This window comes from Halomonas rhizosphaerae (genome assembly GCF_030010555.1).
GTDB lineage: Bacteria > Pseudomonadota > Gammaproteobacteria > Pseudomonadales > Halomonadaceae > Halomonas > Halomonas rhizosphaerae.
On record NZ_JASCQP010000008.1, the window covers coordinates 1 to 24,865 of the forward strand.

Annotated in this window: 29 protein-coding genes, 1 tRNA gene and 1 rRNA gene; 15 read left to right on the forward strand and 16 right to left on the reverse strand. The window is 67.5% G+C overall.

Annotated features, from left to right (window positions below):
• Window positions 1-910 (forward strand): IS3 family transposase (locus QLQ83_RS02610; protein ID WP_282733855.1); only part of this gene is annotated, 910 nt, incomplete at its 5' end.
• A gap of 78 nt (window positions 911-988) precedes the next feature.
• Here the strand turns inward: QLQ83_RS02610 and sbcB are convergent.
• The 4 genes from sbcB to minC form a co-directional block, all read right to left on the reverse strand.
• Complete coding sequence (gene sbcB, locus QLQ83_RS02615; RefSeq protein ID WP_282734017.1) at window positions 989-2,479, reverse strand: exodeoxyribonuclease I; 1,491 nt, start codon at window positions 2,477-2,479, stop codon at window positions 989-991.
• Between the two features lie 108 nt (window positions 2,480-2,587).
• Window positions 2,588-2,839: a cell division topological specificity factor MinE gene (gene minE, locus QLQ83_RS02620; RefSeq protein WP_040184914.1), complete on the reverse strand. Its 252-nt coding sequence runs from the start codon at window positions 2,837-2,839 to the stop codon at window positions 2,588-2,590.
• Complete coding sequence (gene minD / locus QLQ83_RS02625; RefSeq protein WP_282734018.1) at window positions 2,836-3,654, reverse strand: septum site-determining protein MinD; 819 nt, start codon at window positions 3,652-3,654, stop codon at window positions 2,836-2,838. The genes minE and minD overlap by 4 nt, the downstream gene beginning before the upstream one ends.
• A 71-nt stretch (window positions 3,655-3,725) precedes the next feature.
• The gene (gene minC, locus QLQ83_RS02630; protein WP_282734019.1) at window positions 3,726-4,493 is read right to left on the reverse strand and encodes a septum site-determining protein MinC; all 768 of its coding nucleotides are present in this window, start codon (window positions 4,491-4,493) and stop codon (window positions 3,726-3,728) included.
• A 258-nt stretch (window positions 4,494-4,751) separates the two neighbouring features.
• Here minC and QLQ83_RS02635 point away from each other — a divergent pair, with 258 nt between their 5' ends.
• Window positions 4,752-7,532 carry a DUF349 domain-containing protein gene (locus QLQ83_RS02635; protein WP_282734020.1) on the forward strand — a complete coding sequence of 927 codons (2,781 nt, stop codon included), beginning with the start codon at window positions 4,752-4,754 and terminating at the stop codon, window positions 7,530-7,532.
• Window positions 7,533-7,636: 104 nt separating this feature from the next.
• Here the strand turns inward: QLQ83_RS02635 and phbB are convergent, their stop codons facing one another.
• Window positions 7,637-8,383 carry an acetoacetyl-CoA reductase gene (gene phbB, locus QLQ83_RS02640; RefSeq protein ID WP_282734021.1) on the reverse strand — a complete coding sequence of 249 codons (747 nt, stop codon included), beginning with the start codon at window positions 8,381-8,383 and terminating at the stop codon, window positions 7,637-7,639.
• Window positions 8,384-8,573: 190 nt separating this feature from the next.
• Between phbB and QLQ83_RS02645 the strand changes: the two genes are divergently transcribed.
• A tRNA-Met gene (locus QLQ83_RS02645) sits at window positions 8,574-8,650 on the forward strand.
• A 294-nt stretch (window positions 8,651-8,944) separates the two neighbouring features.
• Here the strand turns inward: QLQ83_RS02645 and QLQ83_RS02650 are convergent.
• On the reverse strand, window positions 8,945-9,730 hold the full coding sequence (locus QLQ83_RS02650; protein WP_326521263.1) for a DUF3750 domain-containing protein: 786 nt from the start codon (window positions 9,728-9,730) through the stop codon (window positions 8,945-8,947).
• Window positions 9,731-9,807: 77 nt separating this feature from the next.
• Here QLQ83_RS02650 and QLQ83_RS02655 point away from each other — a divergent pair, with 77 nt between their 5' ends.
• Complete coding sequence (locus tag QLQ83_RS02655; RefSeq protein WP_282734022.1) at window positions 9,808-10,746, forward strand: tetratricopeptide repeat protein; 939 nt, start codon at window positions 9,808-9,810, stop codon at window positions 10,744-10,746.
• Window positions 10,747-10,868: 122 nt separating this feature from the next.
• Here the strand turns inward: QLQ83_RS02655 and QLQ83_RS02660 are convergent, their stop codons facing one another.
• Window positions 10,869-12,035, reverse strand: coding sequence for a MalY/PatB family protein (locus tag QLQ83_RS02660; RefSeq protein ID WP_282734023.1), 1,167 nt, complete (start codon window positions 12,033-12,035; stop codon window positions 10,869-10,871).
• A 43-nt stretch (window positions 12,036-12,078) separates the two neighbouring features.
• Here QLQ83_RS02660 and QLQ83_RS02665 point away from each other — a divergent pair, with 43 nt between their 5' ends.
• On the forward strand, window positions 12,079-12,510 hold the full coding sequence (locus QLQ83_RS02665) for a hypothetical protein (RefSeq protein WP_282734041.1): 432 nt from the start codon (window positions 12,079-12,081) through the stop codon (window positions 12,508-12,510).
• Between the two features lie 7 nt (window positions 12,511-12,517).
• On the opposite strand, the gene QLQ83_RS02670 is transcribed toward QLQ83_RS02665, so the two are convergent.
• Window positions 12,518-12,859 (reverse strand): hypothetical protein, encoded by a 342-nt coding sequence (locus tag QLQ83_RS02670; RefSeq protein ID WP_282734024.1) that lies wholly within the window; start codon window positions 12,857-12,859, stop codon window positions 12,518-12,520.
• Window positions 12,860-12,908: 49 nt separating this feature from the next.
• Here QLQ83_RS02670 and QLQ83_RS02675 point away from each other — a divergent pair, with 49 nt between their 5' ends.
• The 7 genes from QLQ83_RS02675 to QLQ83_RS02705 all read left to right on the forward strand — a co-directional run bounded on the left by QLQ83_RS02675 (window position 12,909) and on the right by QLQ83_RS02705 (window position 16,385).
• The gene (locus QLQ83_RS02675; protein ID WP_282734025.1) at window positions 12,909-13,733 is read left to right on the forward strand and encodes a hypothetical protein; all 825 of its coding nucleotides are present in this window, start codon (window positions 12,909-12,911) and stop codon (window positions 13,731-13,733) included.
• Window positions 13,734-13,794: 61 nt separating this feature from the next.
• Window positions 13,795-14,202, forward strand: a complete 408-nt coding sequence (locus tag QLQ83_RS02680; protein WP_326521264.1) for an acyl-CoA thioesterase — start codon at window positions 13,795-13,797, stop codon at window positions 14,200-14,202.
• On the forward strand, window positions 14,199-14,669 hold the full coding sequence (gene ybaK, locus QLQ83_RS02685; protein ID WP_282734026.1) for a Cys-tRNA(Pro) deacylase: 471 nt from the start codon (window positions 14,199-14,201) through the stop codon (window positions 14,667-14,669). The genes QLQ83_RS02680 and ybaK overlap by 4 nt, the downstream gene beginning before the upstream one ends.
• 68 nt (window positions 14,670-14,737) lie before the next feature.
• Window positions 14,738-15,064 (forward strand): hypothetical protein, encoded by a 327-nt coding sequence (locus tag QLQ83_RS02690; protein WP_133637514.1) that lies wholly within the window; start codon window positions 14,738-14,740, stop codon window positions 15,062-15,064.
• Complete coding sequence (locus QLQ83_RS02695) at window positions 15,036-15,557, forward strand: DUF501 domain-containing protein (protein ID WP_282734027.1); 522 nt, start codon at window positions 15,036-15,038, stop codon at window positions 15,555-15,557. Before QLQ83_RS02690 ends, QLQ83_RS02695 begins: the two co-directional genes overlap by 29 nt.
• A 45-nt stretch (window positions 15,558-15,602) precedes the next feature.
• Window positions 15,603-15,725: a hypothetical protein gene (locus QLQ83_RS02700; RefSeq protein ID WP_282734028.1), complete on the forward strand. Its 123-nt coding sequence runs from the start codon at window positions 15,603-15,605 to the stop codon at window positions 15,723-15,725.
• Between the two features lie 105 nt (window positions 15,726-15,830).
• Window positions 15,831-16,385 carry an LOG family protein gene (locus QLQ83_RS02705; RefSeq protein ID WP_282734029.1) on the forward strand — a complete coding sequence of 185 codons (555 nt, stop codon included), beginning with the start codon at window positions 15,831-15,833 and terminating at the stop codon, window positions 16,383-16,385.
• Between the two features lie 47 nt (window positions 16,386-16,432).
• Here the strand turns inward: QLQ83_RS02705 and QLQ83_RS02710 are convergent, their stop codons facing one another.
• Together QLQ83_RS02710 and QLQ83_RS02715 are read right to left on the reverse strand one after the other, a co-directional pair.
• Window positions 16,433-16,933, reverse strand: a complete 501-nt coding sequence (locus QLQ83_RS02710; protein ID WP_282734030.1) for a hypothetical protein — start codon at window positions 16,931-16,933, stop codon at window positions 16,433-16,435.
• Between the two features lie 50 nt (window positions 16,934-16,983).
• On the reverse strand, window positions 16,984-17,514 hold the full coding sequence (locus QLQ83_RS02715; RefSeq protein WP_282734031.1) for a tetratricopeptide repeat protein: 531 nt from the start codon (window positions 17,512-17,514) through the stop codon (window positions 16,984-16,986).
• Between the two features lie 222 nt (window positions 17,515-17,736).
• Between QLQ83_RS02715 and QLQ83_RS02720 the strand changes: the two genes are divergently transcribed.
• On the forward strand, window positions 17,737-18,768 hold the full coding sequence (locus tag QLQ83_RS02720) for an NADP(H)-dependent aldo-keto reductase (RefSeq protein WP_282734032.1): 1,032 nt from the start codon (window positions 17,737-17,739) through the stop codon (window positions 18,766-18,768).
• A 117-nt stretch (window positions 18,769-18,885) separates the two neighbouring features.
• Window positions 18,886-19,665 (forward strand): peroxide stress protein YaaA, encoded by a 780-nt coding sequence (yaaA, locus tag QLQ83_RS02725; protein ID WP_282734033.1) that lies wholly within the window; start codon window positions 18,886-18,888, stop codon window positions 19,663-19,665.
• 3 nt (window positions 19,666-19,668) lie between these two features.
• On the opposite strand, the gene QLQ83_RS02730 is transcribed toward yaaA, so the two are convergent.
• The 4 genes from QLQ83_RS02730 to QLQ83_RS02745 all read right to left on the reverse strand — a co-directional run bounded on the left by QLQ83_RS02730 (window position 19,669) and on the right by QLQ83_RS02745 (window position 22,820).
• Complete coding sequence (locus QLQ83_RS02730) at window positions 19,669-20,247, reverse strand: isochorismatase family protein (RefSeq protein ID WP_282734034.1); 579 nt, start codon at window positions 20,245-20,247, stop codon at window positions 19,669-19,671.
• 94 nt (window positions 20,248-20,341) lie between these two features.
• The gene (locus QLQ83_RS02735) at window positions 20,342-21,769 is read right to left on the reverse strand and encodes an amidase (protein WP_282734035.1); all 1,428 of its coding nucleotides are present in this window, start codon (window positions 21,767-21,769) and stop codon (window positions 20,342-20,344) included.
• A gap of 67 nt (window positions 21,770-21,836) precedes the next feature.
• Window positions 21,837-21,983 carry a hypothetical protein gene (locus QLQ83_RS02740; protein ID WP_282734036.1) on the reverse strand — a complete coding sequence of 49 codons (147 nt, stop codon included), beginning with the start codon at window positions 21,981-21,983 and terminating at the stop codon, window positions 21,837-21,839.
• Between the two features lie 51 nt (window positions 21,984-22,034).
• Window positions 22,035-22,820 (reverse strand): DUF6470 family protein, encoded by a 786-nt coding sequence (locus tag QLQ83_RS02745; protein WP_282734037.1) that lies wholly within the window; start codon window positions 22,818-22,820, stop codon window positions 22,035-22,037.
• Between the two features lie 689 nt (window positions 22,821-23,509).
• Between QLQ83_RS02745 and QLQ83_RS02750 the strand changes: the two genes are divergently transcribed.
• Window positions 23,510-24,322, forward strand: a complete 813-nt coding sequence (locus tag QLQ83_RS02750; protein ID WP_282734038.1) for a Tim44 domain-containing protein — start codon at window positions 23,510-23,512, stop codon at window positions 24,320-24,322.
• Window positions 24,323-24,405: 83 nt separating this feature from the next.
• Here QLQ83_RS02750 and QLQ83_RS02755 read toward each other — a convergent pair whose 3' ends face one another.
• Window positions 24,406-24,606 carry a hypothetical protein gene (locus tag QLQ83_RS02755; RefSeq protein WP_282734039.1) on the reverse strand — a complete coding sequence of 67 codons (201 nt, stop codon included), beginning with the start codon at window positions 24,604-24,606 and terminating at the stop codon, window positions 24,406-24,408.
• Window positions 24,607-24,772: 166 nt separating this feature from the next.
• Window positions 24,773-24,865: ribosomal RNA gene (gene rrf, locus QLQ83_RS02760) — 5S ribosomal RNA — on the reverse strand; the annotation flags it as partial.

A 24,865-nucleotide genomic window follows, 5' to 3' on the forward strand; every position in this document is an offset into this window, starting at 1 on the left:
CCTATCTAAAAAAGCTCGATGCCTTGACCCGAGAGAAGTGGGCGACGACACGGGGCAAAAAGCCCAAGCCGTCCAAGGGTTAAGGCATGAGCACCCACTGGCGCTGCTGCTACGTGCGGCATCGCTACCGCGCAGCACGTTCTACTACCAGCTCAAGGCCCTGGGGGCTGGCGATCCGTATGCGTCTCTGAAGGCGCGTATCCAGGCGATCTATGATTACCACAAGGGACGCTATGGCTATCGCCGTATCACCGCTGTGCTGCGCCAGACAGGCGAGGCGGTCAACCACAAGACCGTCCAGCGGTTGATGCAACAACTGGGCTTGAAGTCCCTCGTTCGCCCCAAGCGGTATCGGGCTTATCGAGGAGCCGAGGGCTACGCCGCCCCGAATACGCTACGGCGTCGGTTTCAGGCCCAAGGACCGAATCAACGATGGGTGACCGACATCACCGAATTCAAGGTCGATGACCAGAAGCTCTACCTGTCACCGGTCATGGATCTGTATAACGGCGAAATCATCGCCTTCCAGACCGGGCCACGACCGGTATTGGGCCTGGTGAAGCACATGTTGAGGAGCGCCTTCGACCGGCTGAGGCCGGGTGATCGGCCTCTATTGCACTCGGATCAGGGATGGCATTACCGGCACCCCAACTATCGTCGCCTGGTGGTGGAGAAACGGATACTGCGCAGCATGTCACGGAAAGGGAATTGTCTGGACAATGCCGCCATGGAGAGTTTTTTCGGCACCCTGAAAGCCGAGTACTTCCATCTGAACCGGTTCGACACCGTTGAGCAGTTGCAGCAAGGCATTGCCGACTACATCCACTACTACAACCATCAACGGATCAAGCAGAGACTAAAAGGCCTGAGCCCCGTGCAATACAGGACTCAGGCCATGGCCGCCGGTTAAGAGAACTAACCGTCCAACGATTGGGGGTCAGTTCATCGGCCGGGCGCTGTCGTTGGCATCGGGAAAGGAACCGGATCGTCAGTCGAAGGCCTGGGGCGGCATGATGGCCTCCACGTGCATCACCAGTTCCTCGAGGATCTGCCGGTCACGGTCGGAGAGCGGGACGCCGTTGAGCCGCTCGATCTCCCGGGCGAACTCCTTGAGGGTCAGGCTCGCGACGGCCGGATCGTTCATGCGCTCCCAGCGGAAGGCCTCCCAGCGTGCCTGCTCCTCGCTCTCCAGGGTCTCCGGATAGCTGCGGGCCCGGTAGCGGAACAGCATCTCCTCGAGGCGTGGATCCTGGAAGGCGAAGCGTGCCCCCACCAGGTCCCAGGGGTCGGTCTCGCGCACCCGCTGCATCTGCTGGCGATCCGCCGGCGAGAAGAAGCCACCGGCATAGAGCATCAGGTCCGGGTCATGCGGCGGCTCGGGATGCGGCGCGGCGAACACCTCGGCGACACGCGAGGCGACCTCCGGGCGACTCGACAGCAGCTTCCAGTGTGCCCGGCAGGCGGCCAGGTCCAGCCCCAGTCGCTCGACGATCGCGCCATACTCGCCCTTGTGCGGCCCCTCCACGTCCTTGAGGGCGCTGGTCGGGAACAGCACCGGACACTTGTTGAGGTGGATCACCTTCAGCGGAATGCGCTCGGCCCCCTCCGCCAGGTCATCGTTGCTGACGAAGACCCGCTCGCGAATCTGCTCAGGGGTGAGCTCCAGCAGCGGGGTCGGATCCATGGAGAGGTCGAAGACGATCACCCCGTTGGGGTTGGAGGGGTGCTCGGCCAGCGGCATCACCAGGGCGCTGCAGCCGCGACTCGCCGGGTAGCGACGCGAGATGTGCAGCACCGGCTTGCGCCCGGGCAGGTCCAGCTGCCGGGCGACGGCCCGCTTGCCGCGCAGCCCCAGCAGGTAGTCGAAGAGCTTGCCGTTGCGCTCGCGCAGCAACCTCGCCAGGGCGATGGTGGCGCGAACGTCGGCCAGGGCGTCATGGGCCCCCGCATGGGCGATGCCATTGGCGGCCGTCAGGTGTTCCAGCTTGAAGCTCGGCGCGCCATCGTCGCGCGTCGGCCACTCGATGCCCTCGGGGCGCAGGGCATGGAAGGCACGCACCACGTCGATCAGATCCCAGCGCGAGTTGCCGTTCTGCCACTCCCGGGCATAGGGGTCGAGCAGGTTGCGGTAGAAGAGGTGGCGGCTCACCTCGTCGTCGAAGCGCAGGCTGTTGTAGCCCAGGGCACAGGTGCCCGGTTCGCCCATGGCCGCCTCGACCCGGCCGGCGAACTCGGCCTCGGGCAGGCCGCGGCGGCGGGCCTGCTGGGGTGTGATGCCGGTGATCAGGCAGGCCTGGGGATGGGGCAGGAAGTCATCGGCCGGCTTGCAGAAGAGCTCGAGGGGCTCACCGATCTCGTTGAGATCGGCATCGGTGCGAATGGCCGCGAACTGGGAGGGCCGGTCGCGACGCGGATCGGCACCGAAGGTCTCGTAATCGTGCCACAGGAAGGACTGCGGGGCGGCGGGGGACTGCGCCATGGGCGGGAGCTCTCCGAAAGGAGTGAATTCACGGCCTCCAGCCTAGCATAGCCCCGCGGACGACTCAGCCGCCGGGCTCGTGCCCAGGACGCGCTCGGGGCTGCCTGTTCAGGACTTGGGCAGGGTCACGTTGAGCTCCAGCACCGAGCAGTTGTCCTCGCTGTCGAGGGTGATGTTCACCGCGTCGTCATCGATCTGCACGTAGCGGCGGATCACCTCCAGCAGCTCCTTCTCCAGCAGCGGCATGTAGTCCGGCTGCCCCCGCTGGGTGCGCTGATGGGCCACGATGATCTGCAGCCGCTCCTTGGCGACCGACGCGGACTTCTTGCGCTCTCGCTTCAGGAAATCGAGCAACTTCACCGGCGGACTCCTCCAAACATGCGGCTCAACAGGCTCTTCTTCTGGTACTCGTGGAAGCGCAGGGGGACCTCCTCGCCCAGCAGGCGGGCCACGGTGTCGGCGTAGGCCTGGCCGGCATCGCTGTCGTCATCGTGGGTGACCGGCACCCCCTGGTTGGACGCCCGCAGCACCGCCTCCGACTCCGGGATCAGGCCAAGCAGGTCGATGGCCAGGATCTCGCGGATGTCCTCCAGGTTGAGCATGTCCCCCAGGTCGACCCGGCTCGGGTTGTAGCGGGTGATCAGCAGGTGCTCCTGGATCGGGTCCTCGCCGCGTTCGGCGCGCCGGGTCTTGGAGGCCAGCAGGCCGAGGATGCGGTCGGAGTCGCGCACCGAGGAGACCTCGGGATTGGTGACCACGATCGCCGCGTCGGCGTAGTACATGGCCAGCTGGGCGCCGCGCTCGATGCCCGCCGGGGAGTCGCAGATGATGAAGTCGAAGTCCTTGGTCAGGGTATCGAGCACCTTCTCGACGCCCTCCTGGGTCAGGGCGTCCTTGTCGCGGGTCTGGGAGGCCGGCAGGATGTGCAGGTTATCGACCCGCTTGTCACGGATCAGCGCCTGGTTCAGCCCCGCCTCGCCCTGGATCACGTTGACCAGGTCGTAGACCACGCGACGCTCGCAGCCCATGATTAGATCGAGGTTGCGCAGCCCCACGTCGAAGTCGATGACCACGGTCTTCTTGCCACGCAGCGCCAGCCCTGTGGCGATGGCGGCTGCGCTGGTTGTCTTGCCGACCCCACCCTTGCCGGAGGTCACAACGATGATCTTGGCCAAGTGTCGCATCCTGTCTTGTGATGATGAAAGGGAATGGTGGTGCAAGCGCGGCTGCCACGCGGTGGCCGGCATCAGGCCAGCGGCGTGATGCCCAACTGGTCATCGCTCAGCCGGACCTGCACGGTGGTGCCCAGCAGGCGCGGGTCGATGTCCTCGAGGCGCTTGTAGTTGCCGGCCACCGAGAGCAGCTCGGCATGCAGTTCACGGCAGAAGATACCGGCCTGGGCATCGCCATGGATGCCGGCCAGGGCACGCCCGCGCAAGGCGCCATAGACATGCACGCTGCCGGCGGCGAGCACCTCGGCGCCGGCATTGACCGCCCCCACCACCACCAGGTCGCCCTCGGGCGCGGTCACCTGCTGCCCGGAGCGCACCGTGCCGCGGTAGATGCGACCGCCCGCCGTGGTGCCAGGCAGCGGGGCCGGCATCTCGGCCTCCCCTGCCGGCGCTATCGGCTCGGCCACCTCGTCGTCGCCGTCACCGGCGACGCTCTCCAGGGGGCGCGGGCGCGAGGCCTCCTGGGGCGGAAACCAGCCCAGCCCCAGGGCCCAGGCCGACTGCTTGACCGGGTCCGGACCGCCGCGCACCGCCACCGGCAACAACTTGTGGGCCCGGCAGACCGCGCAAATGCGCTCCAGGGCCAGGTGGGGTTCATCGAGCTTCTCGACGTTGAGAACGACCGGGGTATGCTGGAAGAAGGCCGGCGACTGGCTGAGCTTGCCCGCGAGCTGCTCGCGGATGCGCTCGGGATCGGCGCTGGTCAGCTCCATGACCGTCATCGGCAGCATCCCCCCCTTGAAGGTGAATGCCATGCTGTCCCTGTCCACTTTGAGACTCATTGCCGAACTCCACGTCGGGTGATGATCGGGGTACAGCCACAAAGCTAAGCGAGTGGCTGCGCCCCTGCAACCGATCATACGGTCAAGGGGCGGCCGTTGTCAGTGTCTCCGGATGGCCACACCTCGCCGCCGGCTGGACTTTTCTGCAGCCTCGGCACGTGCTTAGATACTCTCGACCCAGGCCCCGCGCCATTGCCGCCAACAATAACGATTGTTCCGCGCCCCCGCCGGGGCGCGCTCCCTTTGTCAGGATGCCCCATGTCAGGACTCCTTCGTCGCCTGTTCGCCCCGCGCTGGAAACATCCGGACCCCGAGGTCCGCCGCCAGGCCGTGGCACGTCTCGACCCGGCCCGCGATGACCAGCGCCGTGCCCTCGAGCAGCTCGCCCTCGACCCCGATCCCGGGGTACGCGAGGCGGCCCTGGCCCATCTGGAGGATCCCGAGCGCCTGCTGGACCTGTGCCGGGAGGGAGACGCCCCCCCGGAGCTGCGACGCCACCTGGTGGCCCTGCTCGCCGGCCGCCACGGCCAGCATGACCTGCCGACACGCATCGCCCTGGTGGAACGGCTCGAGGATCCCGAGCTGCTCAACGAGCTGGCCCTGCAGGGCGATAACCTGCAGCTTAGACTCGCCGCCCTGGCCCGCCTCGAGGCGGAAGAGGACCTGATCCGCCAGGCCTGTGACAACGGCATCGCGGCTGTGCGCCATGCCGCCGCCGCCCGGGTCGAGAGCGAGGCAGGACTCTCACGGCTGGCCCACGAGGCCCGGCGCGACCGCCAGGTGGCCCGCAAGGCACGCGAACGCCTCAACCGACTGCGGGCCGACGCCGCCTCCCTGGCGGCGGCCCGGGAACGCCGCGAGGCACTGCTCGAGACACTCGAGCAGCACGCCGGCAGCCCCTGGGAACCGCTCTATGCCGGCCGCTTCCGCCACCTGATGCGCGAGTGGACCAAGTTCGAGGACCTGCCGGACGCCCGGCAGGAGCGGCGCTACCAGGATGCCTGCCTGCGCTGCCGCAAGGTCATCGGCGACCACGAGGCCCAGGAGCATGCGCGGGATGCCGACCATCGTCAGCGAGAGAGTGCCGACCAGACCCGGGAGGCCCTGATCGAGGCCCTGGAGGAGAGCCTCGAGGGCCTGCATCAGGGCGACCGGCTCACCGACCAGGACATCGCCAGCCTGCGCGCCCATAAGCGCCTGCTGGCCACCCGCTGGCAGGCCCTCTCCGACCACCACCTGGCCGACGAGGCACTGCGTGAGCGCTATGACAGGGCGCTTGCCGCCTGTGAAGGCATCGTCCAGGCGCGGGTACGCCTGGACGAGCGTGCCGAGGCGATCGAACAGGCCCTGGCCGATGGCGATGACGAACGCCTCGAGGCCCTGGTGGAGGCCTGCGGCTGGCCTCAGGGACTGGCACCGGCGCCGCTGCTGCAGCGTGCCCGACAGCGTATCGCCGCCGAGCCTCCTCGGGATGACGGCGACCTGGACGCCCGGCTGTCGCGCTTCGTCGAAGAGCTCGACCAGCTCGAGCGCCTGCTGGAGAGCGGCGCCTTCAAGGGCGCCAGTCGGCTCCACCAGCGCCTGCGCCAGCAGGCCGACCAGCTCCCCCAGGCACCGCTGCAACCCCATCAGGCTCGACTCAAGCGCCTCGCGGCGCGACTCGCCGAGCTCCGGGACTGGCGCGGCTTCGTCGCCGGTCCCAAGCGTGACCAGCTGTGCCTCGCCATCGAGGGACTGGCCGATACCCCCCCGCCGACAGAGGCCGAGCTCGATCGCCGCCATCGCCAGCTGGTCAAGGAGTGGAAGGCCCTGGGCGATGCCGCCGCCAACCGTGAGCAGTCGGCCCGCTTCCGTGCCGCCTCCGATCGCATCCACGAACGCCTGGCCCCCTGGCGGGAGCGCCAGCTGGCCGAGCGCCAGCGCAACCTCGAGGCCCGCGAGGCCCTGTGCGAGCAGCTCGAGACGCTGCTCGAGCAGCCCGCCCACGAGGCCGACCCCGATGCGCTGCGCGAGATCCGGGACCGCTCGCGGGAGCAGTGGCGCCGCTTCGCTCCGGTGCCCCGGGAGGAGGCCGAGACCATCGGCCGACGCTTCGGGCGCATCCGCCATGACCTCCAGGCCCTGATCGACCGGCGCGCCCGGGAGATCGCCGAGGCCAAGCGTGACATGATCGAGCAGACCCGCGAACTGCTGGCCCGGGACATGCCAGCGTCCAAGCGGGCCGACCAGGCCAAGGCGCTGCAGCGCCGCTGGCGCGAGCTGGGACGCGCCCCCAAGGGCGAGGAGCAGGCCCTGTGGCGCGAATTCCGCTCGCTATGCGACGACATCTTCGCCAGCCGCGAGGCCGCCCGAGATGACCAGGTCCAGCGCAACCGGGCCCGGCTGGATGCCATGCAGGCGCTGATCGACCGGCTCGACAGCTGGCATCCGTCGCACAGCCGCGAGGCCAGCGTGCTGGACGAGGCCGTGCGCGAGGCCACGGCACTCGAGCCCCTGCCCTCGGGACGGCGCAGCGAGGGCATGCGGCGCCGCTGGAGCGGTATCGTGCGGGCCCGCCGTGAGCGCCTGGCGCGCCTGTCACTGGCCGAGGAAGCCGAGCGCTGGCAGGCCATCCGCCCCCTGCTCAATGCCCACCTGCAGGCGGACGCCCGGCGTCTCGCCGGCGGCCCCGTCGAGGAGGTCGCCCTCCCGGACGGCCTGGCCCTGCCGAGCGCACTGCGTGACGCCCACGAACGTCGCAACGCCGCCCGCCGGGGCGGCGCGGACGACGCGGTGGAGGAGCGACTGGCACGCCTGCGGGCCCACCTTTCGCTGCTGGCCGGCGGACGCGTCAACCAGCGTGACGACCCGCTGCGCCTGGCGATCCAGGTCGAACGCCTCAACGACAGCCTGGGCCAGCAGACCTCACGCGCCGAGGAGCTCCACCAGATACTGGCCGACCTGCTGGCCACCGGCCCGATGCCCGAGGGACTCTGGGAGCGGGAGGTGGGCGAGCTCGACCGCATGCTCGAGAGTCTGGCCGAACTGCCCCCGCCCTGAGCCAGAAAGCCGCCCACCGACGAAACAGCGCGAGGCATCTGCCTCGCGCTGTCGTGCCTGCCGCCGGGGTCGCCGGCGACAGGGGGCGTGCGACGGTCGGGCGATCAGCCCATGAACTGCCCGCCGTTGATGTCGATGTTGGCGCCGGTGATGAAGCCCGACTCCTGGTCGGCGAGGAAGGCCACCAGGCGGCCGATCTCCTCGGGCGTCCCGTAGCGCTTGACCGGGATGGTCTCGCGGATGGCCTCGCGGACCTTCTCGGGAATGTTCATGATCATGTCGGTGGCGATATAGCCGGGTGACACCGTGTTCACGGTGATGCCCTTGGTGGCCGTCTCCTGGGCCAGCGACATGGTCAGGCCATGCATGCCCGCCTTGGCCGCGGCATAGTTGACCTGGCCGAACTGGCCCTTGCGGCCGTTGATGGACGAGATGTTGATGATCCGGCCATAGCCCTTCTCGAGCATGTTCTCGATCACGCTGCGGCAGGTGTTGAAGACGCTGTTGAGGTTGGTGTCGATGACCTCGTGCCACTGCTCCGGCGTCATCTTCTTCATGGTGCCGTCCCGGGTGATCCCGGCACAGTTGACCAGCACGCTGACGGGGCCGTGCTTCTCCTCGATCTCCTTGACCCCTTTCACGCAGGCATCAAAGTCGACCAGATCGATCCCGGCGATGTCGATGTTGTCGAAACCCTCGGCCTTCTGGGTCTCCAGCCAGGCCTTGGCCTTGTCCGGGTTGTGGTATCCCGCAACCACCGTGTAGCCCTGCGAGGCGAGCGAACGGCAGATGGCGCTGCCGATCCCCCCGGTACCACCGGTGACCCAGGCGACGGGTGCTTGAGTTGTCATTGACTACCTCCCTGATATGCATGACATCTTGTGTGGCGTGGCGCCAGGCCGGCCATCACCAGTCTTGTTCATTGATCTGTCACCTTGATGACAGCAGATGGAGTATGGACCAGGGAGTGCCGTCGGGACGAGCGTTTGAAATCAATCCTTGACCAAAGGCGCATAGCCTGTAGAATACGCCACACGTTGATGCGGGGTGGAGCAGTCTGGTAGCTCGTCGGGCTCATAACCCGAAGGTCATCGGTTCAAATCCGGTCCCCGCTACCAAATATCGAGAAAGCCGATTCTTACGGGAGTCGGCTTTTTTCGTACGCGGCATGACCGTCGGTCATCGGTTCCCTGTCGTTTCAGATTCAGCGGTCCCCGCTACCAAATATCGAGAAAGCCGATTCCTACGGGAGTCGGCTTTTTTCGTACGCGGCATGACCGTCGGTCATCGGTTCCCTGTCGTTTCAGATTCAGCAGTCCCCGCTACCAAATATCGAGAAAGCCGATTCCTGCGGGAGTCGGCTTTTCGTATGCGGCATGACCATCGGTCATCGGCTCCCTGTCGTTTCAGATTCAGCGGTCCCCGCTGCCTTCCCCTCGCCCTTTGATGAGGGGCGCCATGCCCAGCCGGCCGATGCCCGGCAGCTTGAGCGCCGGGCGCCGCGGGTCGACCCCCAGCGAGAGGCCCAGCAGGTTGAGCTCGAGCCCTTCGTCGCGCCCCAGGGTCAGCCCCAGCAGCCCGCCCAGCGAGGCGGTGACGCCGAGCCCACCCGGCGCTTCTGCCAGCACGCCGTCGAGCAGATAGTCCTTGCCCACCGCGGTCACCGGCAGCGTCGCCTCGAGTCCTTCCACCTCGCGGACCACCCAGGCGGTGAAGGTGTTGCTGTTGGGCCCCGGCCAGGCACGGTAGGTCGAGGGGGCGGGATAGGCCGCCACCGCCGCCTCGATCCCGGGAACCAGCCGCGCGGCCGCCGCGCCCCGGTAGTCGGCCAGCAGCACGGGCTCGCTGCCGTACCAGGCCCGGTCCGGCGCGGTGGTCGACCGCGACACCAGGGCCGGACGGCGCCAGCTGAGCACATGGTGCATCCTCCAGGCCTCGGCCCCGGCGTCGCGGGTGGCGATCCAGGTATGCACGCCGAAGGCGCCGCGCCATCCCCAGGCCCTTGCCGCATAGAGCTGCACCACCGCCTCGGAGGCTTCGGCAGGGGGCGGGGCGAGGCCGGCCGAGGTTCGATCGGCCGTGGACCAGTGGCCACGGCCCTCCACGCGCTCGGTGGCCAGCATCCACAGCGGCCCGGCCAGCAGCAGGGCCAGCAGCACCGCCAGCCCGGAGACCATTCGCAGAATTCGTCGTATCACAGGCCGGCTCCCCTTGAAGTCGCGGGCGATCACCCGCATCTGTACAGCAAATTCATCCCCACGCAAGGCTATCGATCATGCCCATCGTCGACCCCCGCACCGGTGAGCCGCTCACCGACGACATTCCCGCCGGCGAGAGTGCCGATGCCGCGTCTCCCGGCGGCCAGGACGCCGAGATGATCATCGACGTCGATGCCGGTAACATCCAACAGCTGCTCGAGACCTCGATGCAGGTGCCCGTGCTGCTCGACTGCTGGGCCCCCTGGTGCGAGCCCTGCAAGAACCTGATGCCGATCCTCGAGAAGCTGGCCCGCGAGTACCAGGGCGCCTTCATCCTCGCCAAGCTCAACATCGACGAGAACCAGGAGATCGCGGGCCAACTCGGCGTGCGCTCGGTGCCGGACGTCAAACTGATCAGCCAGGGCGGCCTGGTCGACCATTTCCAGGGTGCCCTGCCCGAGAAGCAGGTCCGCGAGTGGCTGGGACGCTACTTCCCGGCCCCGGAAGAGGCCCCGCAGAGCCCAGAGGACCAGGCCGCCGAGGCCCTGGCCGCCGGCGATGCCGCCACCGCCAGGAGCATCTACGAAGAGCTGGTGCAGCAGTATCCCCAGCACCTTCCCTACCAGGTGGAGCTGGCGCGTGCCCTGGTGGCCGACGGCCAGGCCGAACAGGCCCGCACCCTGCTGGACAACCTCCCCCCGGAGGAGCGCGATGCCGCCCCGGCCCGCGGCGTGCGCGCCAGCATCGAGTTCGGCGAGCAGGCCCCCTCCGCCGAGGAGCTGGCCGCCCTGGAGGGCCGCGACGACAGCGAGGCCCACTACAAGCGTGCCCTGCGTCAGGTGGTCGACGGCCAGTACGAGGCCGGCCTGGATGCCCTGCTGGCGCTGATGAAACGCGATCGCGCCTACGGCGACGATGCCGCCCGCCGCACCCTGCTGCAGGTCTTCGATGCCCTGGGCGCCGATCATCCGCTGACGGTCGCCTATCGCCGCAAGCTCTTCGCCCTGCTCTACTGAAGCTGGAAGCTGGAAGAGCGGCGCTTCGCGCCTGGAAGCTGGAAGAATGCCGCTGCGCGGCATGCCCCCCATACCTTGGGGTGTGGGGTTTTCTTCCAGCTCTCGGCTTCAAGCTTCCAGCTTCAGCGCAGTACCCCATCCAGCCGGGTAAGCGCTTCTTCCAGCTGGGTGGCCGTGGTGCCGAAGTTGAGGCGGGCAAAGCCCGGCCAGCCGAAGTCGGCACCGTCGGAAAGCGCCACGCCGGCCCGCTCGAGCAGCAGTCGCTGCGGCGCCCCCTCCAGCGCTCGCGCCTCGCGCAGGTCCAGCCAGGCCAGGTAGGTGGACTCGGGCGGACTCATGGCCACGCCGGGCCAGCCGGCCACCCGCTCGACCAGCGTCCGACGGTGGCCGCGCAGCACGGCCAGCAGCGCCTGCCGCCATGGCTCGCCGTGGGCATGGGCGGCCTCGGCGGCGACCAACCCCAGGACATTGCCATCGGGTATCAGTCCCTTGATCCCCCTGGCGAAGCGTTGCCGCAGGCCGGCGTCGGGAATCACCGCGCAGGCCGTGGTGAGCCCTGCCAGGTTGAAGGTCTTGGACGGCGCCCAGAGGGTCAGGATGCGCGAGGCCAGCTCGGAGAACTCGGCTGCCAGCGGTACATGGCGGGCGCCCTCGTCGAGCAGCAGGTCGCAGTGCAGCTCGTCGGAGACCAGATACAGGTCGTGGCGCTCGACCAGATCCATCAGCCCCGCCAGCTCCTCTCGCGTCCACACCCGTCCGGTGGGGTTGTGGGGGTGGCACCAGAGCAGCAGCCGGGTCTCGGGGGTGATGGCCGCCTCCAGCGCCGCGAGATCGAGCCGCCATGGCCCGCCGGGCGCGGCCGGGGCCTGCAGGGCCGCCTGCTGGGGCCGCCGCCCGGTGCGCTCGGCCACTCGCAGGAAGGGCGGATAGATGGGCGTCACCGTCAGTACGCCATCGCCGGGCTCGGTCAGCGCCAGGCTCGCCATGTGCAGCGCCGGCACCACGCCCGGCAGCCACAGCTGCCAGCCGGGCTCGATGGCCCAGCCATAGTGCTCGGCGCTCCAGGCGCAGAGGGTCTCGCGCAGGGAGTCGGGCACCAGGCCATAGCCGAAGACGCCATGCTCGACCCGGGCCCGCAGGGCCTCGATGACCGCAGGGGGCGAGGCGAAGTCCATGTCGGCGACCCACAGCGGCAGCACGTCCTCGCCGTAGCGGTGCCACTTTTGCGAGGGCCAGTCACCGCCCGACGGGTGGCGACGCTCGACGGGCGTGGCAAAATCGAATTCCATGTGCAGTTCCCGATCCCAGAAGGCCAGCAAGATGAACGAGACCATGCCCCAAGACGGCTTCTATGCCAAGGTACGCCGCGGCTTGCCCGCCCTGATCGCCCAGTGGCTGACCCTCGGCCAGGGCGGTGCCGACCGCCTGGCCCTGCTGCTCGCCGAGACCGCCCGGGTGACCCGGATCGGTCTCCCCGAGCGGACCCCGGATGGCGACACCCTCGCCGACTGGAGCCGTCCCGACGGCGAGGAACCACCGCTCTGGGCGGCACGCACCGCCACCTTCCTGCTGGTGCAGATGCCGGCCCGGCCGCTGCCGGCCAGCGACGACGAGGCCTGCGCCTGGGCCTACTGCTGGCTGCGCAACCGCGACTTCGAGGACCTCGCCGCCGCCGAGCAGGCACTGCCCGAGCACCTTCGCGAGCCGCTGGCCGCCGCCCTGAGGGCCGCCTGGACCGACCTCAAGGGGCTGCGCCTGGTCTGACGACCGGCTAGCGCCGCCGCGCGGCCCGCTTCTTGGGCCGGAAGCCGGCGGGCTTGGTGGAGAGCCATGCGACGAAGGTCTGGATCTGCGGATGGGCCATCAACGCCTCCCGGCTGCGATAATGCTCGGCCAGTTCACGCTCGCCGAGCACCGCATGGAGGTGCTTGTGGCAGGAGTGGCAGACCCAGAGGATGGCGGTGAGCCGCTCCACCCGGTCGAAGCGCCGTCGGTAGCGGGCCTTTCCGTGCAGGGCCCGCGGAATGAGGTGGTGGCGGGTCAGCGGCGCAGCGCGCCCGCACAGCTCGCAGGCCTCGGGGCGCGGTGGGGGCGTAAGGTCATGGCCGGCCATGCTGGCCTCCAACATTCCGGGACACACCCGAAGGGATAAGGAAAACAGGATGGAAGTTCCCCTGAGCTGGCAGCTGGCCAAGCTGCTGGTATCGATCGGCGTGGTGCTCGGCCTCTCGGTGATCGCCGAGCGGGTCAGCACCCGCGTGGCCGGCCTGCTCGCCGGCTACCCGCTGGGCACCGCCATCGCGCTGTTCTTCATCGGCCTGGAGATCTCCCCGGCCTTCGCCACCCAGAGTGCCGTGCATACCCTGGCCGGCTTCACCGCCACCCTGGCACTGGGCGGGGGCTACCTGCTCTGCGCCCGCCGCGACGGCCTGGCCGGCGTCCTCGCCGGCACCGCGGGCGGGCTCGCCGCCTGGCTGGCGGTGAGCCTGCTGCTGACCCAGGTGGAGTTCACCCGCCTGACCGGCACCCTGACCACCCTGGCGGCGATCATCCTCTTCACCCGGCTCTACCGCCGGGTACCGGAAACCGCCACCGGCGCCCGGGGCGGCTTCAGCTGGGCGGCGCTGGGCCTGCGTGCCGCCCTGGCCGCCGGGATCATCTTCCTGATCACCGGCCTCGCCCACGTGATGCCGGCCGCCTGGGCCGGGGTCATGGCCGCCTTCCCGGTGACCATGTACCCCTTCCTGGTGATCCTGCACCTGACCCATGGCGCGGCCCCGGTGGCCACGGTGATCAAGCACTACCCGGCCGGGCTCGGCGCGCTGCTCTGGTACGCCCTGTGCGTCTCGCTGACCTACGACAGCCTGGGGCTGGTGCTCGGCACCCTGATCGGCTTCGCCGTCGCCACTGCCTGGCTGCTGGCCTGGACCCGCCTGCTGGCCTGGCGGGCCACTCGCCTGGCCGCGCACCCTCGCGCCGGGACTTGACCGAGCGCTTGCTCGGGGCAACGCTGTTTTCCCTGCAGAGACCACAACAAGGAAACGCCAGATGTTCACCCGCACCATCGAGCCCGCCTTCTACGACACCGATGCCCTGGGCCACGTCAACAACACCCGGCTTCCGGCCTGGTTCGAGCTGGCCCGTAACGACCTCTTCCGGCTGTTCACGCCGGACCTGGACCCGCGCAAGTGGCGCCTGATCATGGCACGCATGGAGGTCGACTACCGGGCCGAGCTGCAGTATGGCCGCGAGATCGAGATCCGAACCTATGTCTCGCGGCTCGGCAATAGCTCCTTCACGGTGAGCCAGGAGGCGCGCCAGGACGGCCAATTGACCAACCTCGGCCACACCGTGATGGTGCACTTCGACCACGAGGCCAAGAAGGCCATCCCCATCGAGGGCGAGCTGCGCGAGGCCCTAGAAATCCACCTCCAGGCGGAGCCGGCGGACGCATGACCCCGGCGGTGAAGGTCCTCGAGCAGGCCGGGGTCGCGTTCACCCTGGCCGAGTACGACCATGACCCGCGCAGCCCCACCTACGGCGAGGAGGCCGCCCGGGCGCTGGGCCTCTCGCCCGAGGCGGTGTTCAAGACCCTGCTCGCCCGGCTCGACGACGGCCGCCTGGTGATGGCCATGGTGCCGGTCTCCGCCCAGCTCGACCTCAAGGCCCTGGCCCGGGCGGCGGGGAGCCGCAAGGCCAGCCTGGCCGACCCCGCCGAGGCCGAGCGGGCCACCGGCTACGTGGTGGGCGGCATCAGCCCGCTGGGCCAGCGCAAGCGCTTGGCCGCCTTCCTCGATATCTCTGCCGAGCGCCTCGCGACCCTCCACGTCAGCGGCGGTCGCCGCGGGCTGGAGATCTGCCTGGCCCCGGACGACCTGGGGCGCCTGACCGGGGCCTGCCTCGCCGCCCTGGCACGGCACTGAATCGCCGCCGAGCCGAACCCTGGCCGGCGATGTCACACCATGACCGCCACCCACCGACGGGAGCCCCCATGGCCATTCGCTATACCCTCTGGCTGGACCCGGACGACACGCCCCGGCATCGCGCCGTCGAGGCCGACCTGGAGCGCTATTTCATCGCGCGCTTCGCCGACTATCCCCACATCCGCTTGTTCGGCGCCGACCCTTACGATTATGATGCGCCGTTCAATCGCCTCCATGACGTGCTGATGGCACGGGCCGGCGAGTACTGCGAGCGGGAGTGGCGCTACGTCCCCACCCCCGAGCAGCTCAACCGCGCCTTCTTCCTCGCCGTGGGGCATTCGAACAAGTTCGTACGGGACGAAGACGATGGTGATCCGCACCGACCTGGCCCCTGACGCGCGGCAGCTGGCCATCATCGCCGAGCAGCTCGGCCGCGCACCCCGCGGCATCGAGGCCCTGGCCGCCACCGACGGCGAGGGCACCCCGCTGGTGCTGCGCATGGCGCCCATCGTCGACGGCAAGCCCTTCCCGACGCTCTACTGGCTATGCTCCGAGCGTCTCAAGGTCGAGATCTCGCATATCGAGGCCGCCGGGGTGATCAAGCAGCTGGAGACCCGCCTGCAGCAGGACCCCGACTTCCTGGCCGCCTACCACCGCAGCCACGACGCCTATGTGGCGGCCCGCTGGGCCTACATGAGCGAGGACCAGAAGGCCGAGGTCACCCGCCTGGGCTACGAGGGTGTGCTCACCGAGCGCGGCATCGGCGGCATCGCCAACCGGGACCAGGTGCGTTGCCTGCACACCCAGTATGCCCATCACCTCTGCGGCGAGAACGTCATCGGCCAGTGGCTCGATGCGCACTACGGGGTGGCCGACTGCCTGCCCTGATCATGACAACCCCCCTCCCCTGACCACCCCCTAGGAGAACCCCGGATGTACCTGGATACCCATGTGATTGCCAGTCTCGCGTTGATCGCCAGCATGCTCGGCATCAGCGGCGTGGGCGTGAGGCTGCTACGCCAGGCCATGAAACGCGATGCCACAGGCACGCGCTGAGCCGAGCGGCTCACACTCTGCCAGGGGCGCCTTTTGGCGCCCCTGGCGTTTCCAGGCTTTCGAGCCCCCGCTGCGGTCGCTAGGATGAGCCTTTAGGAGGAAGACATGTCGAGATTCTGCGTCTATCTGGGGTCCCGGGAGGGCCGTGACCCGCAATTCCTCGAGGCGGCGCGCCGGCTCGGTGCCGAGCTGGCCCGACGCGGCCACGGCCTGGTCTACGGCGGTGCCCGCGTCGGCCTGATGGGAGAGCTGGCCGATGCCGTGATGGCGGCCGGCGGCGAGGCCATCGGGGTGATGCCCGACCACCTGGTCGAGCGCGAGCAGGCCCACCACGGACTGACCGAGCTGGTGCGGGTACGCAACATGCACGATCGCAAGGCGAGCATGGCGGCCCATGCCGATGCCTTCATCGTGCTGCCCGGCGGCATCGGCACCCTGGAGGAGTTCTTCGAGGCCTGGACCTGGCACTACCTGGGCCTGCACGACAAGCCCATCGGCGTGCTCGACACCGCCGGCTTCTACGCGCCGCTGCTGGCCTTCCTCGACAATACCGTGGAGCACGGCTTCCTCAATGGCCGCACCCGGGCCGAGCTGGTCGATGCCACCGACCCTGCCGAGCTGCTGGATGCGCTGGAGACCCGGCTGGCCTCGGCCGGCTGAATCGGCGGAATGCCGCTCCCGGTCAGCGGCGAGTCGCGGGCCGAGCGTCAGGCGCCGGCGGCGAGCTCGAGGGTGCGCAGGTAGGTGAGCTGCAACAGGCGGGCATCCTCGCCGGCCCGGTGCCGATGGATGCCCTGTTCGCGGATGATGGCTTCCTTGGTCCGGCTCCACAGGGCCTGCTGCGCCTCGCTGAGCAGGATACGCAGTGCCTCCAGGCGGAACGCCGGCAGCATGCCGGCATGGTGGAAGAGCAGCGACAGCCAGGTGTTGTCGTAGCCCCAGCTGTCGCTGTAGGCGATCCCGACCTCCCCCAGCTCGTCATTGAGCCAGCGGGCCACCTGGCGCACCGGGTAGCCCTCGCGCTGCAGCCGACCGCGACTGATGCCGTGCAGCAGCTCGGCCTTGGGGTCCCAGTGTGTCCACTCGGCCAGCGGCTGGATGAGGAAGGCGCAGGTACTGCCATCGGCGCGGGCCAGGCCGACCTCGATGGGGTAGCTGCCGCGCCCGAAGCCGGACGCCTCGATATCCAGCAGTGTGGGTAGCGTCACGGGCGGGAGAGTCCTTGGTCGAGATGGCCGATGGCAACGGAGGCGAAGGGCTAGTGTCGCGTCTCGCCTTCGGCCCTGTCCATAGAACCAGCGTCCAGCGAACCGGCAAGCCCGGCGAGGCGGTCGGCCAGCGCCTGCCAATGCCCGGCCTTCTCGGTATCCACCGGCAGCCCCAGCTCGCCGTTGCGGTAGGCGCGGGCCAGGCGGGTCGCCGCCAGGGGATGGCCCGCCTCGCCGGCACGCGCATACCAGGTCACGGCATGGTCGTCGCGCCGTGGATACTGGGCGCAGCCGTGCTCGCGAATCTGCCCGGCCTGGTACTGGGCCTTGGCATCCCCGGCATGGGCCGCCTCGAGCACGTAGCGCGCCCCGCGGGCCTTGTCCTGGGGACTGACACCGCGGTGGAAGAGCATATGACCATACTGCGACAGCGCCGCCGGATGCCCGGCATCGGCGCAGCGCTGGAAGAGGTGCATGGTCAGGCGCTGGGTACGTGGCGAGCGGGGCAGCCAGCGAGTATGGAACAGCTGCTGCGCAAGCCGGTACTCGAGCCGGGTGAACAGTGAGGATGCCTCAGACATGGCAACAACCCTGCGTCCAGTGGTGCGGAAGTGATACCGGCCACCTCCTGTGGCCGGTATCGCTCCCTGCGGAAAACGGTGGCCCTGCGGACTCCGCCGGGGCAACGGGGAGGCAAGCATACGCGCGCCCCGGCAGTGACTCAACCCCGGGATTTGCCGCCCTGCCCGGGCCCCGCTACCCTACCGGGTCAACCCCTTCAGCAGCCCTGCCAGGAGTGACGGATGCAGACGCGACCGCTAGGCGATACCGGCATCGAGGTCAGCCGCCTGTGCCTCGGTACCATGACCTTCGGCGAGCAGAACAGCGAGGCCGAGGCCCACGAGCAGCTCGACCGTGCCGTGGCCTTCGGCATCGACTTCATCGACACCGCCGAGATGTATCCGGTGCCTCCCGAGGCCGAGACCCAGGGGCGCACCGAGGCCTATATCGGCAGCTGGCTGAAGCGTCGGGGCAGCCGCGATGACGTGATCATCGCCACCAAGGCCGCCGGTCCCGGCCTCGCGCATATCCGCGGTGGTCCGCGGCTCACCCACGAGCACCTCCACCAGGCCATCGACGAGAGCCTCGCAAGGCTGCAGACCGACTATGTCGATCTCTACCAGCTGCACTGGCCCGACCGGAAGGCCAACTTCTTCGGCAGGCTCGGCTACGAGCACGACGAGGAGGAGGACGCCACGCCGCTGGAGGAGACGCTGTCCGCACTCAAGGCGTTGGTGGATGCCGGCAAGGTGCGCGCCATCGGGCTCTCCAACGATACGCCATGGGGCGTAATGCGCGCCCTGCATCTGGCCGACACCCTGGGCCTGCCGCGGGTCGCGAGCATCCAGAACCCCTACAGCCTGCTCAACCGCACCTTCGAAGTGGGGCTGGCCGAGATCGCCCACCGCGAGCGGGTGGGACTGCTGGCCTACTCGCCGCTGGCCTTTGGCATGCTCTCCGGCAAGTACCTGGATGGCGCCCGCCCCGCCGGCGCCCGCCTGACCCTGTTCGAGCGCTTCCAGCGCTACACCAATCCGCTGGCCGAGGAGGCGACCGCCGCCTACGTGGGGATCGCCCGCGAGCATGGCCTGGACCCGGCCCGGATGGCCCTGGCCTACGTCAACTCGAGACCCTTCCTGACCAGCAACATCATCGGCGCCACCACCATGGAGCAGCTGGAGAGCAACCTGGCGAGCGAGTCCCTGCGGCTCGACGCCGAGGTGCTGGAGGCCATCGAGGCGGTTCACCAGCGCATCCCCAATCCCGCGCCCTGACCCGGCAGCGCCGGCGCGACGGGCTATCACCCCGATAGCCCATCGCCCCCGGGCCGCTTGGTATACTGGCCTCGACTGCTGTCAGGCCATCCCCCTTCAGGCACAGGAGCGCCCCCAATGCTGAGCGTGATCTCGCCCGCCAAGACGCTGGACTTCGAGACCCCGGCCACCACGACCCTGCACACCCAGCCGGAGCATCTCGACCGCAGCCGCGAGCTGATCGAGATCCTGCGCGACTACTCGCCCCAACGGCTCAGCGAGCTGATGGGCATCAGCGACAAGCTGGCCGGGCTCAATGCCGCCCGCTTCGCCGAGTGGCACACCCCCTTCACGCCCGAGAACGCCAAGCCCGCCGCCCAGGCCTTCCAGGGCGACGTCTATGTGGGGCTCGAGGCGGACACCTTCAGCGACGACGACAACGCCTTCGCCCAGGAGCACCTGCGTATCCTCTCCGGCCTCTACGGCCTGCTGCGCCCCCTGGACCTGATCCAGCCCTATCGCCTGGAGATGGGAACCCGGCTCGAGAACCCCGCCGGTCGTGACCTCTACGCCTTCTGGAAGGAGACCCTCACCAGGGAGCTCGACCGCGCCGTGGCGGCGAGCGGCAGCCCGGTGCTGGTCAACCTGGCCTCCAACGAGTACTTCAAGGCGGTCGACACGAAGCGGCTCGAGGCGCGGGTGATCACCCCGGTGTTCAAGGACGAGAAGAACGGCAAGCTGAAGATCATCAGCTTCTACGCCAAGAAGGCCCGTGGCCTGATGGCCGCCTGGATGATCCGCGAGCGCCTGGACGACCCCGAGGGCCTCAAGGACTTCGACGTGGCGGGCTATGCCTACAATGCCGCCCTGTCGGAGGGCGACACCCTGGTCTTCACCCGCGCCGAGGGCGCCGCCTGAGGGCTATCCGGTAAAGACCAGGGGGCGTGCCGAGCGGCCCCGGAGGAAGCGGCGGTGGGCCTGCTTGAAGCGCTCGTCGTCACAGCGGTGCAACCACTCGTAGGCGACCATGTCGGCACTCACCGGTACCGCACCGGCCTGGACCATCCGCTCCTTGGCCAGCCGCGCCTCGGCGGCCCGCCGGCTGGCGCAGGCCTCCACCAGCCAGTAGACCTCGTAGCCCGCCTCGAGCAGGCCCAGGCCGGTCTGCATCACGCAGATATGCGCCTCGGTGCCGCACAGCACCACCTGGTGACGACCAGCGGCGGCCATGGCCTCGGCGAAGGCCGGCTCGGCATGGGCATCGAAGTGGACCTTGTGCCAGAGGCGGTGCGCCGGCAACGCCTCGAGCAGCCGCGGCTCGCTGCCCCCCAGCCCCTCGGGATACTGCTCGGTGACCCACACCGGCACCTCGAGCTCGCCGGCCATGCCGCCCAGCCAGGCGGCCTCGGTCACCGCCTGATCGCCATGTTCGATGACCGGCAGCAGGCCGGCCTGCAGGTCGACGATCAGCAGCAGGCTCTTCTCTCGCATCAGGCGCATCGGCGGCCTCCCTCTCTTTAGTGGTCGTGGCTGCACAGCATGAGGGAGAACCTCTGATACGTCACCTTTGCGTCATGCTCGGGCAGTCACCGGCTTATACCACGAAAGGGTCCACCGGCGTGCTGGGACCGAATACCGTCTCGATGATCTCGGCAGCCTCCAATACCAGGTCGTCGCGAAAGCGATCGGCATACAGCTGAACGGTCATCGGTGCATCATCGATAGGCCTGGTCGGCACTACCGTTGCGGGGATACCCAGCAGGTTGCCGGGGGTCACGAACCACTGCATGTCCAGCATCAACTGACTGCCAGCGGGAGAGGCGACATCGGCGTCATGCGCGAACGGCGCCGAAGGCCAGACGGGTCCCAGGACAATCGGATATTGTGCAAAGAACGACGACCAGGCCCGGCCCAGACGCGAACGCTCCTGATGCAGCTCGGCATGTGTCACCGACGGGTCGACCTTCGCGATCAGGGCATCCATGAGCACCGCCACCTCCGCGCTGAGCAGGGGGCGTATCGACTCGGCCGTGAGGCTCAGGTCGTACATCTGGAACTGCGTCCAGAGATGGTTGATCAGCTCGATTTCCGGCGGTATCGCCTCCTCCACCTGGTAACCGGCGGAAGCAAGCGCACTCCCTGCCGCCCTCACGCTGGCCACAATCGCGGGATCAAGCATGCTACCGGGCAGTGAGGTGACCATGGCGACACGACGGGCCATGCTTGGGCCTTCCAACGCTACCGTGACCGAACGGGGATCACGAACGTGCTGCCGGTGAACCAGTTCCAGCACGAGCCTGAGATCTGCCACACTGCGCGCGATGGGGCCATCCGTCAGCATCACCTGGGCACTCAGGAAACCGTCTCCAGCACCACCGTAGGGCACTCGTCCCTGGGTGGGCTTCAGCGCCGCGACACCACAGCAGAAGGCGGGATTACGCAGTGAACCCCCGATGTCGTTGCCGATCCCCAGCGGTGACATGCCGGACGCCACCGCAGAACCTTCCCCACCACTACTGCCACCGGCAGTCAGATGGGCGTTCCATGGATTGCGTGTCAGCCCTCTGAACGGGTTACTCGTGGAGACCCGCAGGCCCATTTCCGGCATATTGGTGCGCCCGATAAGAATGGCGCCGGCGGCGCGCATCCGCTCGATGACCGGCGCATCCTGCTCCGGCAACGCATTGGCATTCACGGCCAGGCCGAAGGTGGTCGGGGTGCCGACGCAATCGATGTTCTCCTTCACGGTGATCGGCACCCCGTGCAGGGGCGGCAGATCGCGCTTGCCCTTCTTCTTGCGACGGACATCCGCCGCATCCGCCGCCTCACGCGCCGACGTGCGCAACATGACAGTAACGGCATTGAGCATCGGATTGACCGCTTCGATCCTCCCCAGATGCGCATCAACCACCTCGCGGCTCGATACATCACCGGATTTGATGAGGGCCGCCAACGTCGTGGCGGACTGCCGCCAGAGGTCTTGCGAACGGTTCATGGCAGTGGATGAGGCACGCATTTTCATGATTTCAATTCCTTTGTGTCCGTGACACCCGCTAACTGAGGCGGCACGGAGATGCGATCTCGCATCATCACGGCGTACTGCCATCGGTAATAATGATCCAGAAGGCGGTATGGATGGCGAAACCACAACGGCAATACATACATGAAGCAAAAGCTAAAAGACCGATTAAAAAAAGCGCGGTCGAGGCCGCGCCATTCATCGCATGGCCGTTCATGCCATGGTTCAGGCCCTCATGAACAATCCATAGCTGCCCAGCGTTCTGCGCTCAGTTGCGCTGCATAGCCTCACGAAGGGTCTGGTTGCCGTCGAGATCCTCGTATTTGTCGCTACCATAGTCGCCGGATTCGCCATCATCGCTTGAGCGAACCACGAGCTCGTCATCGTTGCGAATCTGTAAATCATCCAGCTTGTAGCCCATCTCGTCCTTGCCGAAACCGAGGAAGCCTCCTTGAGAAATCACGACATAGATATCGTTATTCTGGGTGTCGCGAACCACACGTTCCACGTCACCGATTTCATCATCGTCTTCCTGGCTATAGACGGCATAGCCTTCGATCTCGCTGACCTTCATGTTGGTCAGGTCATTGCCATCTGCGGACTGGTGGTCCTGAGAGTTCTGTTCTGGATCCTCTTGCGCTGGATCCTCTTCATCCGGATCACGCATTTCTGCCTCGGCCTCTTCGGCGCGCTCAACCTCTACGTCGGCTTCACCTGTCTGTTCGACTGTGACGTTGGGCTCGGCCTGTTCGACAGTAACGTTGGGGTCCGGCTGCTCGATGGTGACTTTGGGCGGCTGTTGCTCGACAGTCACATCCGGCGACTGTTGCTCAACCCGAATTTCAGCCGGCTCCTGCTCGACATTGACATCAGCCGGCTCTCCCTCGACGCGAACCTCGGTTCCCTGACCTTGCGATTCCTGGCCGATTTCACCGCCTTCCTGGTTCATCTTCTGCTGTTCGTTTTGCTGCGCACTCTCCTCCTCGGCAAGGAGGCCTTGGGAAATCCCGATACTTAGGGCGCCAACTGCGATAGCAATTGCGGTCCTTTTCATCCTTTTCTCCTTATGCATTCGCTTGCCTATGGCCAGCTGTCATGCATCTTATGAGGAAGACGCCGCAGAATTGTCGGCGAATGATGCAAGATGCTCGTTCAGTTCAGGCACTTCCCTTACCACTCACAAGTAGAGCATAGGAGGTAAATAAGACGCTTTCTGTGCGCTAATGAACATAGCCCGACTATTTCATAGGACATGAAAAGACGACTACAACCGTCTATGATTCAAGCTCATGAACAAACGTTAACCCCGACAGCCGCCTTTCTAAGCAGCCAAGGGCCGCCAGCTCACCGCCGTATTTCGACGGGGGTGTGTCACTTCCGATGGCGACGCTCCCTGCTGCTTCGCCAACTGAATCGCGAGATGGGCCTGACCCGCGCCAACTGGATGACGTCCGTACCTCGCGCCGTTGCCCGCACAAGACCAGGACCATGCTCCGTCAGAGGGTCTTTGACTTGGCGCCAAGTCATGAGGACCTCAGTGATCACCATACCGGAGACTGGCGCCTGCCCCATCACAGCGGTAGCTAGCCTATATGTGAAAGGCCGGGCACTTTGCCCGGCCTTTCGCGAATTAGGCAGCCAGCGGCGGCCTCCCTCACTTTAGTGGTCGTGGCTGACCAGCATAGCCGCTAGAATGGACGCTTCCGACCCTTTCTGACCCCTTCCCCGATGGAGAACTCCCCGATGCGTCACCTTCTCGTCATGCTCGTGGTCGGCGTGCTGGGCTTCGGCCTGGCCGTGGACCATGCCGATGCCCGCCGCCTGGGTGGCGGCAAGAGCTTCGGCAGCCAGTCCCGTACCGTGGAGCAGCAGCCCGCCGCCACCCAGAACCAGGCCGCCGGCAACCGCGCCACCCAGGCGCGCCCCGGCTCACGGATGGGCGGCATGCTCGGTGGCCTGCTCGCCGGCGGCCTGCTCGCTGCGCTCTTCTTCGGTGGCGCCTTCGACGAACTGCGCCTGATGGACATCCTGCTGGTCGCCGGCGTGGCCTTCCTGCTCTTCAAGCTGTTGGCCCGGCGCCGGCTGGCCATGGCCGGTGGCCCCGGCCAGCCGGATGCCAACGCCGGTCCCCAGCGCTTCCAGGCCGAGCAGGCACCACTGGGCAGCGGAGCCGCCTTCGCCTCGGAACCCGAGTGGTTCGACCGGGAACGCTTCCTCGGCGGCGCCAAGGAGCATTTCATGACCCTGCAGCGCGCCTGGGATAACAACGACTTCGCCGGCATCCAGGAGTACGTGACGCCGGGGCTCTACAACCTGCTGCGTGAGGAGCGTGACCGGCAGCCGGCCAACAATCGCACCGAGATCGTGCGGTTGTTCGCCGAACTCGGCGACATCCGCGAAGTGGGCCAGGAGGCCGAGGCCACGGTGATCTTCCACGGCATCATCGCCGAGAACGGGGAAGAGAACGAGTTCAACGAGACCTGGCACCTGACCCGCCAACTGCGCGACGGCGCCCCCTGGTACCTGCAGGGGATCGAGCAGAACCCCGGCGCCTGACCCCCACGGAGTGACAGGTCGAGACGTAAAAGGCCGGGCATGGTGCCCGGCCTTTTCTATGTTCCACCACCGAGGGGGGGCGATCAGTTCTGGGCGTCCTCGGCCGTCTCTTCCATCTCCTCGCCCGCTTCTTCCATTTCTTCGCCCATCTCGTCCATGGACTCGTCGATATTCTCGCCTGCCTCCTCGGCCGGCCCCTGCTCCTCTTCGCAGGCCGCCAGGCCGACACCCAGCATGGCGATCAACAGGGCCAGGCCCAGCTTGCGCATCATGGTGTTCTTCATGCTCATCTCCTTCTGAGACGTCCAGGTCCATTGGGGTCGTGCAGAAAAACCCTAGCCGCTGCCAGACGACCTTTCCACTCCGGCTTGCAACATCATGTAACGGCGTGAGTGCCGCACATGAAAAAACCCCGTGCTCTTTCGAACACGGGGTCTTCTCGGGATAGGTGCCTGACGATGACCTACTCTCGCATGGGGAGGCCCCACACTACCATCGGCGCTGAGCGGTTTCACTGCTGAGTTCGGCATGGGATCAGGTGGT

Excerpts from the sequence above, each read along its gene's own strand:
- QLQ83_RS02745 (WP_282734037.1), bottom strand. The coding sequence starts at position 22,820 with ATGAAAAGGACCGCAATTGCTATCGCAGTTGGCGCCCTAAGTATCGGG.
- QLQ83_RS02750 (WP_282734038.1), top strand. The coding sequence starts at position 23,510 with ATGCGTCACCTTCTCGTCATGCTCGTGGTCGGCGTGCTGGGCTTCGGC.
- QLQ83_RS02680 (WP_326521264.1), top strand. The coding sequence starts at position 13,795 with ATGTTCACCCGCACCATCGAGCCCGCCTTCTACGACACCGATGCCCTG.
- QLQ83_RS02715 (WP_282734031.1), bottom strand. The coding sequence starts at position 17,514 with ATGTCTGAGGCATCCTCACTGTTCACCCGGCTCGAGTACCGGCTTGCG.
- QLQ83_RS02655 (WP_282734022.1), top strand. The coding sequence starts at position 9,808 with ATGCCCATCGTCGACCCCCGCACCGGTGAGCCGCTCACCGACGACATT.
- QLQ83_RS02720 (WP_282734032.1), top strand. The coding sequence starts at position 17,737 with ATGCAGACGCGACCGCTAGGCGATACCGGCATCGAGGTCAGCCGCCTG.
- ybaK (WP_282734026.1), top strand. The coding sequence starts at position 14,199 with ATGACCCCGGCGGTGAAGGTCCTCGAGCAGGCCGGGGTCGCGTTCACC.
- QLQ83_RS02740 (WP_282734036.1), bottom strand. The coding sequence starts at position 21,983 with ATGAACGGCCATGCGATGAATGGCGCGGCCTCGACCGCGCTTTTTTTA.
- QLQ83_RS02670 (WP_282734024.1), bottom strand. The coding sequence starts at position 12,859 with ATGGCCGGCCATGACCTTACGCCCCCACCGCGCCCCGAGGCCTGCGAG.
- QLQ83_RS02755 (WP_282734039.1), bottom strand. The coding sequence starts at position 24,606 with ATGAAGAACACCATGATGCGCAAGCTGGGCCTGGCCCTGTTGATCGCC.
- QLQ83_RS02705 (WP_282734029.1), top strand. The coding sequence starts at position 15,831 with ATGTCGAGATTCTGCGTCTATCTGGGGTCCCGGGAGGGCCGTGACCCG.
- QLQ83_RS02730 (WP_282734034.1), bottom strand. The coding sequence starts at position 20,247 with ATGCGCCTGATGCGAGAGAAGAGCCTGCTGCTGATCGTCGACCTGCAG.
- QLQ83_RS02660 (WP_282734023.1), bottom strand. The coding sequence starts at position 12,035 with ATGGAATTCGATTTTGCCACGCCCGTCGAGCGTCGCCACCCGTCGGGC.
- QLQ83_RS02635 (WP_282734020.1), top strand. The coding sequence starts at position 4,752 with ATGTCAGGACTCCTTCGTCGCCTGTTCGCCCCGCGCTGGAAACATCCG.
- QLQ83_RS02675 (WP_282734025.1), top strand. The coding sequence starts at position 12,909 with ATGGAAGTTCCCCTGAGCTGGCAGCTGGCCAAGCTGCTGGTATCGATC.
- yaaA (WP_282734033.1), top strand. The coding sequence starts at position 18,886 with ATGCTGAGCGTGATCTCGCCCGCCAAGACGCTGGACTTCGAGACCCCG.
- QLQ83_RS02690 (WP_133637514.1), top strand. The coding sequence starts at position 14,738 with ATGGCCATTCGCTATACCCTCTGGCTGGACCCGGACGACACGCCCCGG.
- QLQ83_RS02735 (WP_282734035.1), bottom strand. The coding sequence starts at position 21,769 with ATGAAAATGCGTGCCTCATCCACTGCCATGAACCGTTCGCAAGACCTC.
- sbcB (WP_282734017.1), bottom strand. The coding sequence starts at position 2,479 with ATGGCGCAGTCCCCCGCCGCCCCGCAGTCCTTCCTGTGGCACGATTAC.
- phbB (WP_282734021.1), bottom strand. The coding sequence starts at position 8,383 with ATGACAACTCAAGCACCCGTCGCCTGGGTCACCGGTGGTACCGGGGGG.
- minC (WP_282734019.1), bottom strand. The coding sequence starts at position 4,493 with ATGAGTCTCAAAGTGGACAGGGACAGCATGGCATTCACCTTCAAGGGG.
- QLQ83_RS02695 (WP_282734027.1), top strand. The coding sequence starts at position 15,036 with ATGGTGATCCGCACCGACCTGGCCCCTGACGCGCGGCAGCTGGCCATC.
- QLQ83_RS02700 (WP_282734028.1), top strand. The coding sequence starts at position 15,603 with ATGTACCTGGATACCCATGTGATTGCCAGTCTCGCGTTGATCGCCAGC.
- QLQ83_RS02665 (WP_282734041.1), top strand. The coding sequence starts at position 12,079 with ATGCCCCAAGACGGCTTCTATGCCAAGGTACGCCGCGGCTTGCCCGCC.